Origin of the sequence: Rhizobium sp. CC1099, from assembly GCF_029714385.1 — a bacterium.
Classification (GTDB): Bacteria; Pseudomonadota; Alphaproteobacteria; order Rhizobiales; family Rhizobiaceae; genus Rhizobium.
On record NZ_CP121641.1, the window covers coordinates 902920 to 917852 of the forward strand.

Here is a 14933-nt window from a genome sequence, read left to right on the forward strand (position 1 = left end):
ATTTCGTTCGTTCAGGCATCGGATCACATATCCGAATCGATTTATGCGTGGACCCTCCGAACTCTTTCAATTACTGTACGTTTTGCCTCTGTCGATGAAGCATTTCGCTTCGAATTATCATTTAAGAGGAAACGAAAATGGCTGACATCAAAGTGCCGTGGGAATCATGGGTCGTGGTCTGTGATGGTGCGAAGGCTTTGATCATGCGCAATGCAGGCAATGCGCTTCTCATGAACCTGCAGGTGCATGAAACGCTGAGCCAACCAAGCGAGCCCACCCGCGAACTCGGCACCGATAAGCCAGGACGGGCCCATGCTCCGGACGGCACGAGCGGCAGCGCCATGGAGCAAACAGACTGGCAGGAGCAGGCGGAAGCCGATTTTCTGAGGCGGATCGCCGCGAAGTTGGATAAGCTGGTCCGTGAAAGGAACGGTAGCCGCATCATCCTGGTTGCGCCGCCCAAGGCGCTCGGTACTTTGAGACCGAACCTGAGCGCCGAAGCGCAGGCAGCCATCTCCGCGGAAGTCCCCAAGGATTATACCAACATGCCGGTCGATGAGATCGAGCGCCGCCTGGCTGCCTGATCGTATCACCGGAAGAAGAGCGCGGGCAAAAGGCTCGCGCTTTTTTCATCCGCCGCTCTTTCGCCCTGCAAACAAATCCTCGCTCTCGCCGAAAAGCGCCGCAAGCCGGTCGATGACCGTGCGCACCTCCGGACGCTGGCGCTCGTCGTCATGCGCCGTGATCCACATGTCATAGGTGAGCGGCTCGATGATCGGTCCGGCGCGCGTCAGGCCGGGCTCAGCATCGCCTATGAAACATGGCAGCACGCCGCGGCCGGCGCCGCCGCGGATCAGGTGGAAGAGCATATGTGGCGTGTTCGTCCAGCCGGTGATCCAATAGTCCGGCTGCTCGAAGGTCCATTTGTCCGCCGGTGTGATCGCGATGTCGGTGCCCAGCGAAATCCAGTTGCGGTTGTCATCGTCGAAGCTTGCCGCCTGGTAGGCGGCGTGCGCTACCGTTACCGAACGCCGGATCGCGATATTGCCGTTTTCCGGACGGCTGTGCCGGATGGCGATATGCGCTTCGCGATAGGTGAAATCGACGCCCGCGTCGCAGGTCTTGTAGCACATGCGGAACCGGTCTTTCGGCGTCCAGATTCTTGCCAAGTGGTCGGCGATGAAACGCGACGTCCAGCTGTCGGCAGCCGTCGAAACGATCGGCAGGGTCAGCACTTCGCCGCGCCAGTCGGAGATCGACTGCGCGGCCTCCTGCATCAGGCGCACGCGCTCCAGAAGCGCCGTGCCGTCCTTTGCCAGAAGATAGCCGGTTGGCCCACGTGTGAAGAGCGCGCGGCCCGTAGCGCGCTCGAGCGCCAGCATGCGCCGGCCGATTGTCGGCGCGCTGAGGCCGGTCTTTGACGCAGCCGCCGACAGTCCTCCGGCGGTCGCAACATGGAAGAAGAGTTGAAGATCGTCCCAGTTCGCGTCTTTCATTTTTGAAAACCCCCTTTCTTCCGCAGGCTCTACATTCGGCTGCGGCGAAGGCCTAGTTCAAGTGCTCCAACAGATAGATGGAGAACCTGACAATGCTTCTCAACTGGGCTGTTCTCTGGAACGAACTGGAGACAAGAAACAGAAGCCGCCGCCGCGATCCCCTGGCAGACCCGCTCGACGGGCCACAATGGGACGGCCTGCGGTGGCTCCTGCCGTTGATCGTGTGGTTTGCCGCGCGCGACAGTGCCCGCCCTCCCGACCGGGCAGCAAGGCGCGTCAGACGTCCGCTTCGAAGCTCAGGCGCAGCACATGGTGCAGGAATTCGGCATTGATCAGCATGTTGAAGCTGATCGTCACAAGCTCGCCTTCGCGTTTGACGACTGTCGAACCGATCTCGTCGCGGATGCCGAGGATTTCCAGGAAGAAATGGTTTGGAACCTCGAGCGTCGGGCTCACTTCGAGGACGGCGCCGGCGAGATTGATGGTGCGGATCAGGCAGCGGACCTGCGTGCCGGTGCTGAGGTGATGGCCGACGAAAATGATCTTGCCGGGCCGGTCGAGCGAGAAATCCCGGTAGGATTTCTCCCGCTCGTTACTGTCGTCGTTGAGGTGCGTCTGAAAGGCCATTTCAGCCTCCGCTCGTTGTACGATTGAAAGGTAACGCATGAATGCTGACAGGTAATGAACCGGATCAATAGAATTTGAGCCTTATGCGTAGCTGGACGAAAAAACCCTTGATTTCGGCAATGGCGGAAGAGCCGGGCGGTCCATTCTGGGGCAATTCTTGACAGAGCCGGCCGCTTCGCCCATATCAAGCGCCGGTTCGAGGCGCCGGCCGCTCGCGGATGAAAGTCCATGGTGAAGTCCTCGAAGTTCATGTCGCAGCCAATTGGTGCATGCTGACTGACGGCAATGCGAGCTCCCCTTTGCAGTCAAAATGGCATGCCTTCCGAAAGGCTCAGCACATGACGACCTATCTTACCATCTATGAACTGAAGGCTCAGGCAAAGCGGCTTCGCCAGGCGATGGAAACGCGCGGTACTGCGATTTCGCACAGTGCCGCGCTCGAACTCGTTGCCCAGCAACACGGCGTACGCGATTGGAATACGCTTTCGGCTCTCGCAACAAAGCCGAACGCCGATCCCATCGCCGCGCTCTCCGTCGGCTCGCACGTGCGCGGCCGCTACCTGAACCAGCCGTTTACCGGCAAGGTTCTGGCACTCGCAGAGACCGGCGGTGGACTTCACAAGATCACCATCCATTTCGATGAACCGGTGGATGTCGTGACCTTCGAGAGCTTCTCCGCGTTCCGGCAGCGCATCAACGCGCAGATTGACACGAACGGCGTCTCGCCGCGGAAGACATCGAACGGCCAGCCGCATCTGGTACTCGATATCTAGCCGCGGCAGAGGTCCTGACCTCAGTTCTTGCCGGTCGTCGCTGCGGTTGCAGCGGCGTCGGCCTCCTTCAGCGCTGCGGCGCATTCTTCGCAGCAGACCTCGACGGTCTTGCCGCCGAGTTTGACGCTGATCGCCTCGGGACCGAGTTCGCAGTCGCAGGCAGCGCATGTGGTCTTCTTCATCGGATGATCCTCCGGTTGATCGTCCCGCGACCGGGACAGGATCATAAGATCATCAGGAGGGGCATCGGCGCTGTCGAAATCTTTAGCGATCGGCTCTGCGCTTCACCTCAGTCGCGCCAAGCGTTGAAATTCGGTGGGCGTCTGGCCGAAGGCCTGCTTGAAGGAGGCACTGAAGTGGCTGTGGCTCGAGAAGCCCAGATCGAGGCCGAGCGCGGTGAGATCCTCGTATTTTCCAAGAAGATCAAGGGCGCGGGCAAGGCGCAGCCGCAGTTGATAGCGATAGAGCGGCGTCGCTTCCACCTGCTGGAAAACCTGGGTGAGATAGACGGGCGAGACGCCGACTTCCTTGGCGATCTCGGCCAGGGTCCAGCGGCGCGCGAGATCTGAAGAGAGCACGAGCTTTGCCCGGTCGACCAGCTTCTGCCGTCCGGCGCTGGCGCCTGCGGCATGCGAGGTGCGCTCGCCGAGCGAGCGGCGCACGAGTGTCAGCGCCAGTGTCTCGGCCTCAAGCGGCTCGGCTGCTTTCCGGTGCAGGCCATGGCGCAGCAGCGCAACCAGCGCCTGAGCGCGCGGATCGATCCGGCGGCGCTGGCGGCGGAAGGAGAGGAGTTCGCCTGCCTGCACCTGCTCCTTCGGCGCAAGCTCTGCAAGGACGGATTCGTCGATCGCCAGATCGATGCAGGCATCGCCGCCTTCGACCGGATGGCTGATCCGGTAACCCTGGCCGGCATTGAAGAACAGCATCTGGTTGGCTTCGGCCACCGCATCGTTGCGGCCGGCATGGCGCATGAAGACGCCGCGATAGGGATAGACGAGGCTTGTCCTGTGGGCGCATTCCTCGCCGCTCTTGTGACGGCACTCCCCACTGCAGACGATGTCACGAATCGTCACGGTCTTCGTCTTCAAGAGCAGGGCGGTTGATATCTGCGGCATCGAGTCTTCCAGGTCCGATAGGCGGCGATACGGGGCCGGCCTGTTTGCACGGTATCACACCTCAGTAGCGTGAATAGACATGGACGTCGCTTTCGGTCTGGCCGCGCGAAAGACCGATATCCTTGAGCTGGTCGTCTGAAAGCTCGAGCAGGGCGTTGCGATTGCGCCGTTCGGCCATCCAGCGCGCTGCCGCGATGAGGATTGCAAGCAGCCATGGCTGCATCGCATGCGAGGAACGGAACCGCCGGGACGGGATGAAGCTTGAGCCGCGCATGGTGATCCTCCATCCTTTCTGATTGGATGGAGGCAGTGAACCACCTGCGCGGCTTTCGCGCTGTCAGATTATTTAGCGATTGAAGGCGGCGCTACGCCTTCAGCAGCCATTCGTGCTCGGGCGCATTGTGGAACTTCCAGATGCGCTTCGGACCGGCCATGACGTTGAGATAGTAAAGGTCGTAGCCGTGGCAGGCAGCACAGGGGTGGTAGCCCTTCGGCACCAGCGTCACGTCGCCGTCTTCCAGCACCATCACCTCGTCCAGCGAGCGGTCATCGGTGTAGACGCGCTGGAAGCCGAAGCCCTGGGGCGGGTTCAGGCGGTGGTAATAGGTCTCTTCGAGGAAGCTTTCGTTCGGCAGGTTGTCCTGGTCGTGCTTGTGCGGCGGATAGGAAGACGTATGGCCGCCCGGCGTGATGACTTCGACGACCAGCAACGAATGCGCCGAGCTGTCGTCCTCGGGCATGATGTTGTTGACGTAGCGGACATTCGTGCCCTTGCCGCGCGTGAGTGCCGGATGCGTGCCCGGCGGGATGGCTTTCGCCTCGTAGGTGCCGCCGCCCGGGCCTGAGCAGACGGCGAGTTCCAGATCGGTCTCGGCCGTCACCGACCAGGTCGATTCCATCGGGATATAAAGCGCATGCGGGCTGCCCTCAAAGGGGCTCATGCGCTCGCCGAGCGTACCGAATTCCTTGGTACCGGCCTTCGCCTTGCCCTTGCCGCTCACCCAGACGAGGCAGACCTCGCGGTCGCCGGTCTCGCCGGACGCAGTTTCGCCCGGCTTCAGCCGGTGGAGGTCGAAGCCCACATAGGTCCAGCCGGCATTCTCCGGCGTGACATGGGTGACGCGGCCGTTGGTGCCGTTCGGCTTGACCTTGAGATTGGGCATGGTGGTTTCTCCTTGTAAGCTGTGGGGGGCCTGGCTACGGCAGTCTACTCAGCCCTTGTCCAACCCAGCTTCCTTCGCAAAACCCTTCAGTGCCTTCAGCCCCATCGACTGATACTCGAACGGATTGCGCTTGAGCGGGTCCTGCTCGGCTTCGATAACCAGCCAGCCCTCGTAACCGTGTTGGGCGGCGACCCTAAGGACCGGCAGGAAATCGACGCCGCCCTCCTTGTCGCCGGGGACCGTAAAGACGCCGCGGCGCACGCCTTCGAGGAAGGAGAGCTTGTCACCCTCGACCTGATCGCGGATTTTTGGGCGGACGTTCTTCGCGTGGATATGGCGGACGCGGTGCATGTACTTCTTCGCGACGTCCACGGGATCGCTGCCGCCGAACCAGGCATGTCCCGTGTCGAGCAGCAGCTTCGTTGCCGGTCCGGTATTGTCCATCAGCTTGTCGATCTCGGCGCCTGTCTGCACGACCGTGCCCATATGGTGATGATAGACGAGATCGATCCCCTGATCCGCGCAATATTGCGCGATCGCCTCGATATCGGCGCCGAACTTCTTCCACTGATCGTCGGCGAGAGCCGGCTTGTCGGCGAGAGCTTTGCTGTCGTTGCCGTGGATGGCGTTCGACGTTTCGCAGACGATGCACACCTTGCAATCATTGGCCTTGAGCATGTCGAGATGCGGCTGGATCGCTTGTTTCTCGTCCTCGACACTGTGGTCGAGCAGGTTCAGCGAGTGCCAGCCGGATACGAAGACGAGCTTGTGCGCGGCGAGCACTTTCTTCAGTTCGTGGCCGTCGGACGGCATCTTGTGGCCCTTCTCGATGCCGTCGAAGCCGATCTTCTCGCAATCGCTGAGGCAGTCCTCGAGCGTCAAATGCGCGCCGATCGTGCGGTCGTCGTCATTGCTCCAGGCGATGGGGTTGGTCCCGTAGCGGATCATCATTGTCTCCGGATATGTGATTTAGCGTTGATGCTTGCGCGCTTCGACATAGTTCTTGCGCGCCTTGTTGACCTGTTCGCGCGGGCTGACCTCAGGAACGGCGACATCCCACCAGTGACCGCCGGCTTCTGTCGTGATCAGCGGGTCGGTATCGATGACGAAGACCGAGGTACGGTCGTTCTTCTTCGAATCGGCAATCGCCCTCTCCAGTTCGGCAATCGAAGAAACCTTGACCGCGATGGCGCCCATGCTCTCGGCATGCGCCCGGAAGTCGATTTCCGGCATCACCTGGTGGTAGGAGTCCTTCAGCAGGTTGTTGAAGTTCGCACCGCCCGTTTCCATCTGCAGGCGGTTGATGCAGCCGTAGCCGCGGTTGTCGAGCAGGACGACGTTCACCTTGATGCCCATCATCACCGAGGTTGCGAGCTCGGAGTTCAGCATCATATAGGAGCCGTCACCGACGAGAACGAAGACCTCCTTATCGGGGTTCGCCATCTTGGTGCCGAGGCCGCCGGCGACCTCGTAACCCATGCAGGAGAAGCCGTATTCCATGTGGTAGCTGCCGGGGGCTGTTGCTGGCCACAGCTTGTGCATCTCGCCCGGCAGGCCGCCTGCGGCGCAAAGGCCGATCGCCTTTTCCAGTTCGATCGAGCGCGTCACCGCGCCGATCACCTGCGCATCCGAGGGCAGGGCGGCATTGGTGGAAGCCATCGCCTTGTTGGCAGCATCCATCCAGACGTTCTTTTCCGTCGTCGCCCTTTCCGTGAGTGCCGCCGGTGCCTTCCAGCCGCCAAGCCCTTTCGACAGCGCCTTCAGGCCTTCGCGGGCGTCGGCGATCAGCGGCTGACCGTCATGCTTGTAGGCATCGTAGGCGGCGATGTTGAGGCCGAGGATCTTCAGCTTGTCGTTCTTGAACAGCGCCCAGGAGCCGGTCGTGAAGTCCTGGCAGCGGGTGCCGACGGCGATGATGAGATCGGTTTCCTCGGCAATGGCGTTGGCAGCCGAAGTGCCGGTGACGCCGACGGAGCCAAGCGCCAGAGGGTGGCGCTCGTCGATCGAGGATTTGCCGGCCTGGCTGACGACGACGGGAATGCCGTGGGCCTCGACGAAGGCTTTAAGTTCCTGCGTCGCCTGTGAATAGAGCACGCCGCCGCCGGAGATGATCACCGGCTTTTCGGCGGATTTGATCAGCGTGATCGCAGAGGCCAGTTCATCGGCGTCCGGCTGCGGACGGCGGATCGTCCAGACCTTTTCTTCGAAGAGGCTCTCCGGATAGTCGAAGGCTTCCGCCTGGACGTCCTGGCAGAGGGAAAGCGTCACCGGGCCGCAGTCCAGCGGATCGGTCAAGACCTGCATGGCGCGCTTCAGCGCCGTGATGATCTGCTCGGGGCGGGTAATGCGGTCGAAGTAGCGCGAGACCGCGCGAAAGGCGTCGTTGGCCGAAACCGTGCCGTCGCCCCAGTCCTCGATCTGCTGCAGCACCGGATCGGGCGCGCGGTTGGCGAAGACATCGCCCGGCAGGAAGAGCACCGGGATGCGGTTGACATGTGCGACGCCGGCCGCCGTCACCATATTCAATGCGCCGGGGCCGATCGAGGTCGTGCAGGCCATGAACCGCTGGCGGAAGCTTGCCTTTGCATAGGCGATCGCCGCATGCGCCATGCCCTGTTCGTTATGTGCGCGATAGGTCGGCAGCTCGCCGCGCACCTGATAGAGCGCTTCGCCGATGCCGGCGACATTGCCGTGGCCGAAGATCGCCCAGACGCCACCGAAGATCGGCACCTTCTTGCCGTCGACGACAGTCATCTGCTTCTTCAGGAAATGCGCAACCGCCTGCGCCATCGTCAATCGGATCGTCTTGCCCATCGGGCACCTCCCAAATGCTCTTAATTAATGCAGGCCGCGGGTTTTCAACCAGGCCTCGGTCAGTCGGCGGAAGCGTCCGGCCATGTCGGCAATTGCTTCCTCGTCATTCATATTGCCGGAGAGCCAGGCGCGCGCCGCATCGGCAAAGATGGTGCGGCCGACGGCAAAGCCTTTTACCGAAGGGGCGGCAAGCGTTGCCTCGAAGCCCTTCACGAGCTCTTCGGCCGGCGCCTCCAGCCCGAGCAGCACGATACCGCGGCACCACGGATCGTTCTTGGCGATCACGGCGTCGATCTTCCTCCAGGCAGCCGTCGAGGCCTGCGGCTCCAGCTTCCACCAGTCCGGCTTGATACCGAGCGCGTAAAGCTCTTCCATCGCCGTCGAGATCGTGTCGTCGGTCAGCGGGCCGTTCTTGCTGGCGATGATTTCCACCAGCAGTTCGCGGCCGACCTTGCGCGCGGCCTCGAAGAGTGTGCGCAGCTTCTCCTGCTGCTTGCTCTTTAGATCGGTCGGATCATCTGGATGATAGAAGCACAGGCACTTGATGCAGTGGTCGAGCGGCCATTCGACAAGCTGCGAGCCGATATCCTGGCTGAACTCGAAGCGCAGTGGCTTCGAGCCCGGCAATTCGGCCGGCCGTCCGATCCAGGAGAAATTCTTGCTCGCCGCATCGAAGAAGGCGTCACGGCCGAAGCGCTCGTCGATCAGCATGCCGTAGCCGTCGCGGCCGCCGGCAACGCGCGCTGCCGCTTCGACGGCCAGCCGCTTGAAGGCGACGATCTTCTTGTAGTCGACGCCCAACTCGTCGCAAACGCTGGTGAGTTGCGACCGATGGTCGATGGCGAGCGCCATCAGCAGCGGAATATCGCCCTTGCGCGTCGAAGCCCAGTGAATGTGGTTGATCGCCTCGTCCTTGCGTAGCGCGCGGTGCTCGCTACCGTTCTTCAGGAAGAAATCGAGCTCCGCCCAGGTCGGATATTCCGGCGAGCAGAGCAGGCGGGAGACGGCAAAGGCGCCGCATGCATTGGCCCAGGTGGCGCAGGTCTTCAGCGGCTCGTCCTTCAGCCAGCCGCGCAGGAAGCCGGACATGAAGGCGTCGCCGGCGCCGAGCACGTTGAAGACCTCGATCGGGAAGCCCTGGCCGATGATGCCTGCTTCCAGATCGTCGGCAATCGGTCCGTCGTAGACGATGCAGCCCATCGCGCCGCGCTTCAGCACGATCGTTGCCGGCGAGAGGCGGCGGATTTCCTTGAGCGCGCCGAGCACGTCATCCGCGCCGGACGCGATCAGGATTTCCTCCTCGGTGCCGACGATGAGATCGCAATCCGGCAGCGTCTCCTTCATCTTCGAAGAGACGCGGTCGGACTTCACATAGCGCTCGAAGCCTTCGGCATGGCCGGCAAGCCCCCAGAGATTCGGCCGGTAGTCGATGTCGAAGATCACCTTGCGGCCATTGGCCTTGGCGATCCGGATCGCCTTTCGCTGCGCAGCCTCAGTGTTCGGTCGCGAGAAATGTGTGCCGGACACGAGAACCGCGCGTGACGACTGGATGAAGTCCTCGTCGATATCGCCTTCGTCGAGCGCCATGTCGGCGCAGTCCGAGCGATAGAAGATCATCGGCGAAACGCCTTCTGCTTCCACCGCAAGCAGCACGAGTGCCGTCAGCCGTTCGTTGTCTGTCCGGATACCCTTAGTTTCCACACCTTCGCGCGCCGACTGCTCGATGATGAAGCGGCCCATCTGTTCGTTGCCGACGCGGGTGATCAGGCCGGACTTGAGGCCGAGGCGCGCCGTGCCGATAGCGATATTGGCAGGGCAGCCGCCGACGGATTTGGCGAACGAGCCGATGTCCTCCAGCCGCGAACCGATCTGCTGGCCATAAAGATCGACGGAAGAGCGGCCGATGGTGATTACATCAAGAGACGGCTCGGGCTGCAGAGCCGGATTCGAATGTGCCATGATGTCCTCCCGCTAGATTCCTGCAGGACCTTGCCGCCTGCAGATTCTAAATAATGAAACATTGGTTCCGAGTTTTTGTCAATTCGGAATATTTATTCCATTTTATCTTTTGCGGTTTTGGGATGGTGAAGTTTGCGCCGGCGCTCGGCGATCGCCACCGGCAGCGCCATCACCAGCGCCATGGAGGCGGAAAGCGAGCGGAAGCCGGCAAAGTCAGCTTCGGCAACCTCGAACCAGCAGGCGGCGCGGGCCGCAAGCGGCGAGAAAGCCGAATCGGTTATCGCGACGACCGGCACGCCGCGATCGGCCAACCCTTCAGCCTGGCTGAGGCTGTCGGCAGCGTAGGGCGAGAAGCTGGCGGCGATCGCCGCATCCTTCGGCGTTGCGAACTGCACCATCTCCGGATCGACCCCATTCGGCGAAGCGACGATCTGGTGGCGGATGCCAAGTTTCGAAAGGGCATATGTCATATGCGCCGTAAGCGGATAGGAGCGGCGTTTCGCTATAAGATATATGGTGTCTGCCGCCGCCAGGATATCGACGGCCCTCGTGAAGGTCTCCGTCTCGACGGTCGCCGCCATGCGGTTGATGGATTGGGTGGCCGCGGCGATGAACCCTGAGAGCAGATTGGCATCTTCGTCACCTTCGGATCGCTCCAGCGTGGCGAGGCGCTCCTCGTAGCTCAGCGTCCGGTCGCGCAGCCGCTCGCGGAAAATACTCTGGAGATCGGAGAAGCCCTCATAGCCGAGGTGACGGGCGAGCCGCACCAGCGTCGACGGCTGGACGTCCGAAGCCACCGCGATGCTCGCCGTCGTGCCGAAGGCAATCTCGTCCGGATTGCCGAGCGCAAAGGCGGCGACCTGGGCCAACCGCTTCGGCATGCTTGCCTTGCGCTCGATGATCGTGCTGCGCAGGCTTTCGAAATCGCGGGGCACGCGCACAAATCTCTTGGTGTCGTTATCCATGCAGGCGGTCCATAGGATGAAACAAATATTCCATATTCAAAAGCATAAATGATTTCGCTTTTCGATCCTAACGGTTTTTAATTCCCTCGAAATCAAGGGTTTTGAACAATATTCGACATCGCCTGACGCAAATGACGCATCCGTGCCGCCTTGTCAAAACGGTCCAAATATTCCAAAAATCACCGCGGACATGGAGGAGAGTACGGAAAATGAAACCACTCGGCATCGGTTTGATCGGCACCGGTTATATGGGCAAGTGCCACGCGCTGGCCTGGAATGCGGTGAAGGCTGTCTTCGGCGATGTCGAGCGTCCAAGGCTCGTGCATCTCGCCGAAGCCAACGCAGACCTCGCGAAATCGCGCGCCGCCGAATTCGGCTTCGAAAAGGCGACGGCCGACTGGAAAGCGCTGATTGCCGATCCGGACGTCGATGTCGTCTCCGTTACCACACCGAACCAGTTCCATGCCGAAATGGCAATTGCGGCGCTCGAGGCCGGAAAACATGTGTGGTGCGAAAAGCCGATGGCTCCCGCCTATGCCGATGCGGAGCACATGCTGAAAGCGGCGAGGGCTTCCGGCAAGGTAGCCGTTCTTGGATACAACTATATCCAGAACCCGGTCATGCGGCACATCAAGACGCTGATCGGTGAGGCTGCGATCGGCGCTGTCAACCACATCCGCGTCGAGATGGATGAGGATTTCATGGCGGATCCGGAAGGCCCCTTCTATTGGAAGAGTGAACTGTCTTCCGGTTACGGCGCGCTTGACGATTTCGCCGTGCATCCGCTCTCGCTGCTCTGGTATCTCTTCGGCCACGTCGAAGCGGTCATTACCGACATGGTGAAACCTTATGCCGACCGTCCGCTCATGGAAGGCGGTCGCCGTGCGGTCGAGAATCACGATGGCGCAAACGTCCTGATGCGTCTTGGCGGCGGCATCTCCGCCGTACTGATGGCAAACCGTGCCGCCTGGGGCCGCAAGGGCCGCATCGCACTGCAGATTTTTGGATCGAAAGGATCGATCGCCTACGATCAGGAACGCATGAACGAATTCGAGCTCTATCAGGCCGAAGGCCGCGGCACCGAGCAGGGCTTCCGCAAGATCCTCGCAGCGCCCGCCCACCAGCCTTATGACCGCTTCATTCCCGCGCCGGGCCATGGCCTTAGCTTCAACGACCTGAAGATCATCGAATGCCGCGAGCTGATCCGCGCCATTTCCGGTCAGCCGTCGTCCTTGGTCACGTTCGAAGACGGTCTCAGGATAGAGAGGTCGGTGCATGCCATGGCACAGTCCTTCCACGAGCGCCGCTGGATCGCGATCGGCTGACGGGCAAGATCGCTTCCTGTTGACGGCGCCAAGGGCGGGGGCTACGTCTCGCCTCTATAATAACGCTGCTTTTGGGAGTGGGATCGTGACGGACAGACTGATAATCATCGGTGCGGGGCAGGCGGGCTTCGCGATGGCCGCAAAGCTGCGCGCGCTGCACGACACCCGCCCAATCACCATTATCGGCGCCGAGGACGTTCTGCCCTACCAGCGGCCGCCGCTTTCGAAGAAATACCTGCTCGGCGAGATGACCTTCGACCGCCTGCTGTTCCGCCCCGAGCACTGGTATCCAGACAATAATGTCGAAATCCGCCTCGCGACCTGGGTCGAGCAGATCGACCGCGACAAGAAACAGGTCGCGCTGCAGGACGGCTCGATCCTTGACTACGGCACGCTGGCGCTGACCACGGGTTCGGCGCCGCGCAGGCTGCCGGCAGCCGTCGGCGGCGACCTCGACGGCGTCTATGTCGCCCGCGACAAGCGCGATGCAGACCTTCTCGCCAACGAGATGCGGCCAGGCCGGCGCGTCCTTATTATAGGCGGCGGTTATATCGGTCTCGAAGCGGCAGCCGTTGCGCGCTATCGCGGCCTCGAAGTGACCGTCATCGAAATGGCCGACCGCATTCTCCAGCGCGTTGCCGCCAAGGAAACGGCCGATATCATCCGCGCGATCCACGAGAGCCATGATGTCGTGATCCGCGAAAAGACCGGGCTTAAGCGTCTCGTCGGCAGGGATGGGCATGTTTGCGGCGCTGAGCTCTCTGACGGCTCGGTGATCGAGATCGATTTCGCCATCGTCGGCATCGGCGTCGTGCCGAACGACCAACTGGCCAAGGAGGCCGGTCTTGACGTTGCGAACGGCATCCTCGTCAACGAATTCGCCCGCACCTCGGACACGTCGATCTTTGCCGCCGGCGATTGCGCCGTGCAGCCCTGGCAGGATGGGCGGATAAGACTCGAATCGGTGCAGAACGCCGTCGACCAGGCTGAAGCCGTCGCTGCGGTCATCGCCGGCGGTGACGCGCCCTATGACCCGAAGCCGTGGTTCTGGTCCGATCAGTATGACGTGAAGCTGCAGATCGCCGGCTTCAACCTCGGCTACGACGAAACCTTTTTGCGCCCCGGCGCCCGCGAAGGCGCGCATTCCGTCTGGTATTTCAGGAACGGCCAGTTCATCGCCGTCGACGCGATCAATGACGCAAAGGCCTATGTGACGGGCAAGAAGCTGCTGGAAACAAAAATCAATCCCGACAAGGCCGTGCTGGCAGACGCGGCCGCCGATCTCAAGCAGTTGCTGGCTTAAGATCACAGCATTGTTTTCTTCCCGGGTGGAAGCCGAAAAAGCGCTTGCTTCACCTGCCGAATGACTCTATCAGGGCTCCCACCGGAGAGGTGGCCGAGTGGTCGAAGGCGCTCCCCTGCTAAGGGAGTATACGTCAAAAGCGTATCGAGGGTTCGAATCCCTTCCTCTCCGCCACGAAACGCGTGTCCGACCCGCACACATAGGCAACGATCTTACCTAAGTGTAGTGCACCCCGATTTTGAGACAGAAAAATGGTAGCAGTTCTCTGTTAGGAGGACTGATGAGGACGGACGATCCTGGGCGGCGGTTCAGTCGCGAGTTTAAGCTGGCCGCGGTTCAGCGAATGGCTGCCGGGGCCAATGTCACCTATCTCTCGGGTCGGGCCCCAATGACGTGAGAAGTGCGGTGGCATCCGCACAGATTGCGCACAGTTTCAGCCGCGTTTGCGGCTTTCTGCTGAAAACTCGGATCGTTGTGCAGGTACGTCCGCTCAAATTCGTCGGTCGTAATTAGCGAAGCCGATGCTTCTCGAACCCAGCCCCTGCATTCGCCAGCCACGTTCCACGGGTATGCCCGAGCACATGTGGCGTCATATTCGCCCCCAGCTTAGCTCGGCACGAACCGCGCGAAAAGCCTTGTGCGGTTTGATCACTTGGCGCCGTAGTAGCTGATGACGTGCAGCGCTGACTTCGCCTTGTCGATCTTCTTGTCCGCCTCGCGTCAGTAGCGCAGGAAGGTCAGAAGCCGGGGAGGGATCGTCCCCGGTGTCTTTGCAGACGCGCTCCCTGAGCCTTCCGGTAGAAAATACCCGCGTCAAGTTCGACCCTGCCGTGGGATGTTTGGCATCCATTGCTGCCTGACCATCGCCGACAATCGCGTTCCGGTATAAACTGCGACCAGCTCCTGCCGGGCAATCACCCTAACTGTCAGGTCGGGGGGAAAAATCATAAAATCGGTTTGTTCTGCCCTCGGCCGATACGCATCCCCTGAAATCGAATCCCTCCGCGCCAGAATCGGCTGAAGAGAATCAATTCTCACCCGGAAGTGATTCCTGCGGTGAAGCATCGTCAATTCGGATGCCCCCTCATCCACGGTCGCATTGCGGGGCTGTCATAAAAGCCGCCGAATCCGGCTGGAAATTGGTATCAATGCGGCACAGGATGCGTCATGCCATACATGTGAGGCGATGCTAAACCCCTGCAAAACCGGCAGTTTCTTAACAAACCATAAAGAAATGCGGCGACGCCTGCCCAACTTGTGGCCTTTCAGCAACAGGGCGGCGGTAAGGCTGATGCAAATACCACAAAGGAGTAAGTTGGTGATTGCGTGACAGGCGCGGTCTTGTATTTTCAACCTCGGAAGCGAGGGCGGTTGATCGTCCGACTTCTTGAAA

The 14933-nt window shown here is 61.1% G+C and carries 14 protein-coding genes and 1 tRNA gene; 5 read left to right on the forward strand and 10 right to left on the reverse strand.

The window, feature by feature from the left end:
- Positions 1 to 137 precede the first annotated feature (137 nt).
- Positions 138 to 584: a host attachment family protein gene (locus tag QA644_RS04485; RefSeq protein ID WP_022714615.1), complete on the forward strand. Its 447-nt coding sequence runs from the start codon at positions 138 to 140 to the stop codon at positions 582 to 584.
- 45 nt (positions 585 to 629) lie between these two features.
- Here QA644_RS04485 and QA644_RS04490 read toward each other — a convergent pair whose 3' ends face one another.
- Complete coding sequence (locus QA644_RS04490; protein ID WP_074067131.1) at positions 630 to 1496, reverse strand: LysR family transcriptional regulator; 867 nt, start codon at positions 1494 to 1496, stop codon at positions 630 to 632.
- A gap of 276 nt (positions 1497 to 1772) precedes the next feature.
- Positions 1773 to 2123 carry a hypothetical protein gene (locus tag QA644_RS04500; protein WP_074067133.1) on the reverse strand — a complete coding sequence of 117 codons (351 nt, stop codon included), beginning with the start codon at positions 2121 to 2123 and terminating at the stop codon, positions 1773 to 1775.
- Positions 2124 to 2461: 338 nt separating this feature from the next.
- Here QA644_RS04500 and QA644_RS04505 point away from each other — a divergent pair, with 338 nt between their 5' ends.
- Positions 2462 to 2896 (forward strand): glyoxalase superfamily protein, encoded by a 435-nt coding sequence (locus QA644_RS04505; RefSeq protein ID WP_283071266.1) that lies wholly within the window; start codon positions 2462 to 2464, stop codon positions 2894 to 2896.
- Positions 2897 to 2916: 20 nt separating this feature from the next.
- On the opposite strand, the gene QA644_RS04510 is transcribed toward QA644_RS04505, so the two are convergent.
- From QA644_RS04510 to QA644_RS04545, 8 genes are all read right to left on the reverse strand, one after another.
- Entirely contained in the window at positions 2917 to 3078 is a 162-nt protein-coding gene (locus QA644_RS04510; RefSeq protein ID WP_194729306.1) for a hypothetical protein, read from the reverse strand.
- 102 nt (positions 3079 to 3180) lie between these two features.
- Positions 3181 to 4011: a helix-turn-helix domain-containing protein gene (locus QA644_RS04515; RefSeq protein WP_283071267.1), complete on the reverse strand. Its 831-nt coding sequence runs from the start codon at positions 4009 to 4011 to the stop codon at positions 3181 to 3183.
- A gap of 61 nt (positions 4012 to 4072) precedes the next feature.
- Entirely contained in the window at positions 4073 to 4285 is a 213-nt protein-coding gene (locus QA644_RS04520; RefSeq protein ID WP_239594837.1) for a DUF1127 domain-containing protein, read from the reverse strand.
- A 91-nt stretch (positions 4286 to 4376) separates the two neighbouring features.
- Complete coding sequence (gene iolB / locus QA644_RS04525; RefSeq protein ID WP_194729309.1) at positions 4377 to 5174, reverse strand: 5-deoxy-glucuronate isomerase; 798 nt, start codon at positions 5172 to 5174, stop codon at positions 4377 to 4379.
- Positions 5175 to 5222: 48 nt separating this feature from the next.
- On the reverse strand, positions 5223 to 6122 hold the full coding sequence (iolE, locus tag QA644_RS04530; RefSeq protein WP_283071268.1) for a myo-inosose-2 dehydratase: 900 nt from the start codon (positions 6120 to 6122) through the stop codon (positions 5223 to 5225).
- 21 nt (positions 6123 to 6143) lie between these two features.
- Positions 6144 to 7988 (reverse strand): 3D-(3,5/4)-trihydroxycyclohexane-1,2-dione acylhydrolase (decyclizing), encoded by a 1845-nt coding sequence (gene iolD, locus QA644_RS04535; protein ID WP_283071269.1) that lies wholly within the window; start codon positions 7986 to 7988, stop codon positions 6144 to 6146.
- A gap of 24 nt (positions 7989 to 8012) precedes the next feature.
- The gene (iolC, locus tag QA644_RS04540) at positions 8013 to 9947 is read right to left on the reverse strand and encodes a 5-dehydro-2-deoxygluconokinase (protein WP_283071270.1); all 1935 of its coding nucleotides are present in this window, start codon (positions 9945 to 9947) and stop codon (positions 8013 to 8015) included.
- Between the two features lie 92 nt (positions 9948 to 10039).
- Positions 10040 to 10912, reverse strand: a complete 873-nt coding sequence (locus tag QA644_RS04545) for a MurR/RpiR family transcriptional regulator (RefSeq protein WP_239594830.1) — start codon at positions 10910 to 10912, stop codon at positions 10040 to 10042.
- Between the two features lie 209 nt (positions 10913 to 11121).
- On the opposite strand from QA644_RS04545, the gene QA644_RS04550 reads away from it, so the two are divergent.
- The 3 genes from QA644_RS04550 (at position 11122) to QA644_RS04560 (ending at position 13714) form a co-directional block, all read left to right on the forward strand.
- Positions 11122 to 12237: a Gfo/Idh/MocA family oxidoreductase gene (locus QA644_RS04550; protein WP_283071272.1), complete on the forward strand. Its 1116-nt coding sequence runs from the start codon at positions 11122 to 11124 to the stop codon at positions 12235 to 12237.
- A gap of 85 nt (positions 12238 to 12322) precedes the next feature.
- On the forward strand, positions 12323 to 13540 hold the full coding sequence (locus QA644_RS04555) for an FAD-dependent oxidoreductase (protein ID WP_283071273.1): 1218 nt from the start codon (positions 12323 to 12325) through the stop codon (positions 13538 to 13540).
- Positions 13541 to 13623: 83 nt separating this feature from the next.
- A tRNA-Ser gene (locus QA644_RS04560) sits at positions 13624 to 13714 on the forward strand.
- The last annotated feature ends 1219 nt before the right edge of the window (positions 13715 to 14933 follow it).

What these genes read in the sequence shown, in the direction of transcription:
- QA644_RS04500 (WP_074067133.1), bottom strand. Translation starts at nt 2,123, where the DNA reads ATGGCCTTTCAGACGCACCTCAACGACGACAGTAACGAGCGGGAGAAA.
- iolC (WP_283071270.1), bottom strand. Translation starts at nt 9,947, where the DNA reads ATGGCACATTCGAATCCGGCTCTGCAGCCCGAGCCGTCTCTTGATGTA.
- QA644_RS04485 (WP_022714615.1), top strand. Translation starts at nt 138, where the DNA reads ATGGCTGACATCAAAGTGCCGTGGGAATCATGGGTCGTGGTCTGTGAT.
- QA644_RS04520 (WP_239594837.1), bottom strand. Translation starts at nt 4,285, where the DNA reads ATGCGCGGCTCAAGCTTCATCCCGTCCCGGCGGTTCCGTTCCTCGCAT.
- QA644_RS04545 (WP_239594830.1), bottom strand. Translation starts at nt 10,912, where the DNA reads ATGGATAACGACACCAAGAGATTTGTGCGCGTGCCCCGCGATTTCGAA.
- iolE (WP_283071268.1), bottom strand. Translation starts at nt 6,122, where the DNA reads ATGATCCGCTACGGGACCAACCCCATCGCCTGGAGCAATGACGACGAC.
- QA644_RS04515 (WP_283071267.1), bottom strand. Translation starts at nt 4,011, where the DNA reads ATGCCGCAGATATCAACCGCCCTGCTCTTGAAGACGAAGACCGTGACG.
- QA644_RS04550 (WP_283071272.1), top strand. Translation starts at nt 11,122, where the DNA reads ATGAAACCACTCGGCATCGGTTTGATCGGCACCGGTTATATGGGCAAG.
- iolB (WP_194729309.1), bottom strand. Translation starts at nt 5,174, where the DNA reads ATGCCCAATCTCAAGGTCAAGCCGAACGGCACCAACGGCCGCGTCACC.
- QA644_RS04510 (WP_194729306.1), bottom strand. Translation starts at nt 3,078, where the DNA reads ATGAAGAAGACCACATGCGCTGCCTGCGACTGCGAACTCGGTCCCGAG.
- iolD (WP_283071269.1), bottom strand. Translation starts at nt 7,988, where the DNA reads ATGGGCAAGACGATCCGATTGACGATGGCGCAGGCGGTTGCGCATTTC.
- QA644_RS04505 (WP_283071266.1), top strand. Translation starts at nt 2,462, where the DNA reads ATGACGACCTATCTTACCATCTATGAACTGAAGGCTCAGGCAAAGCGG.
- QA644_RS04490 (WP_074067131.1), bottom strand. Translation starts at nt 1,496, where the DNA reads ATGAAAGACGCGAACTGGGACGATCTTCAACTCTTCTTCCATGTTGCG.